1 pseudogene is annotated in these 827 nt (G+C 74.4%); it reads right to left on the reverse strand.

The annotated features are described in order from the left end of the window. Positions 1-827: pseudogene (locus OFY01_RS17465) on the reverse strand (nitrate- and nitrite sensing domain-containing protein); the annotation flags it as partial.

Consider the following 827-nt stretch of genomic DNA (forward strand, 5'->3'; position numbering starts at 1 on the left):
CGGCCGCTGGGGCTCCTGCTGCGGGGCGCCGCCGCGCCGCGGCAGACCGCTCAGGCCGGAGCCGCCGGTCGCCGGCGCCGCCGGGGTCTGACTCTGGCGGCCGTCCCGCTGCCCGTGGAACCAGTTGGTCTCCAGGGTGTCGTACAGCGGCGTACGGCCGTCGCCCGGACCCGGGTCCTGCGTCAGGTAGTCCCGCTCGGCGGTGGGCTGAGCGGGAATGCCCTGGTCACCGCGCTGGCGCGGGGCGGCGGGACGCTCGAACTGGCCGGTGCGACCGGCGTCGTACCGGTCGTTCTCGTACTGGCCGGTCTCGTACTGGCCGGTCTCGAACTGGCCCGTCTCGAACTGGCCGTTTCCGTACTGGCCCGTTTCGTGGCGGCCGGAGTCGTACGAGGACGACGGGGACGGTGACGACGACGGGGACGACGACGGAGACGGGACGTCGGACGTGGGCTGCGGCCGCTGCGGCGCGGAGGGGAAACCCGAACCGGAGGAACCCGAACCGGAGGGACCTGAACCGGAAGGACCTGAACCGGAAGGACCGGAACCGGGATAGGCGGCCCCGCCGCCGTTCTGCACACCGCCGAAGACGTCCGAGCGGACGAACGTGCCGGTGTCCTGGCCGGGACCGGTCCTGGGCCCGTCCTGGACGCGCGGGAACTGCGCCGTGGAGTCGTGGGAGGCCGGGGAACCCGGGTCCTGCGGCGAGCGCGAGCTGCCGTCCTCGTCGTGGCCGCGCGGCGCCTCAAGGCTCGGTTGCGCGTTCTCGTCGCTCCAACTCGGCACCCGCGGCTGCTGGTTGCCGCCCGGCAGCTCGGCGCGCGGAC

The sequence above is a fragment of the Streptomyces beihaiensis genome, from assembly GCF_026274175.1.
Lineage (GTDB): Bacteria > Actinomycetota > Actinomycetes > Streptomycetales > Streptomycetaceae > Streptomyces > Streptomyces beihaiensis.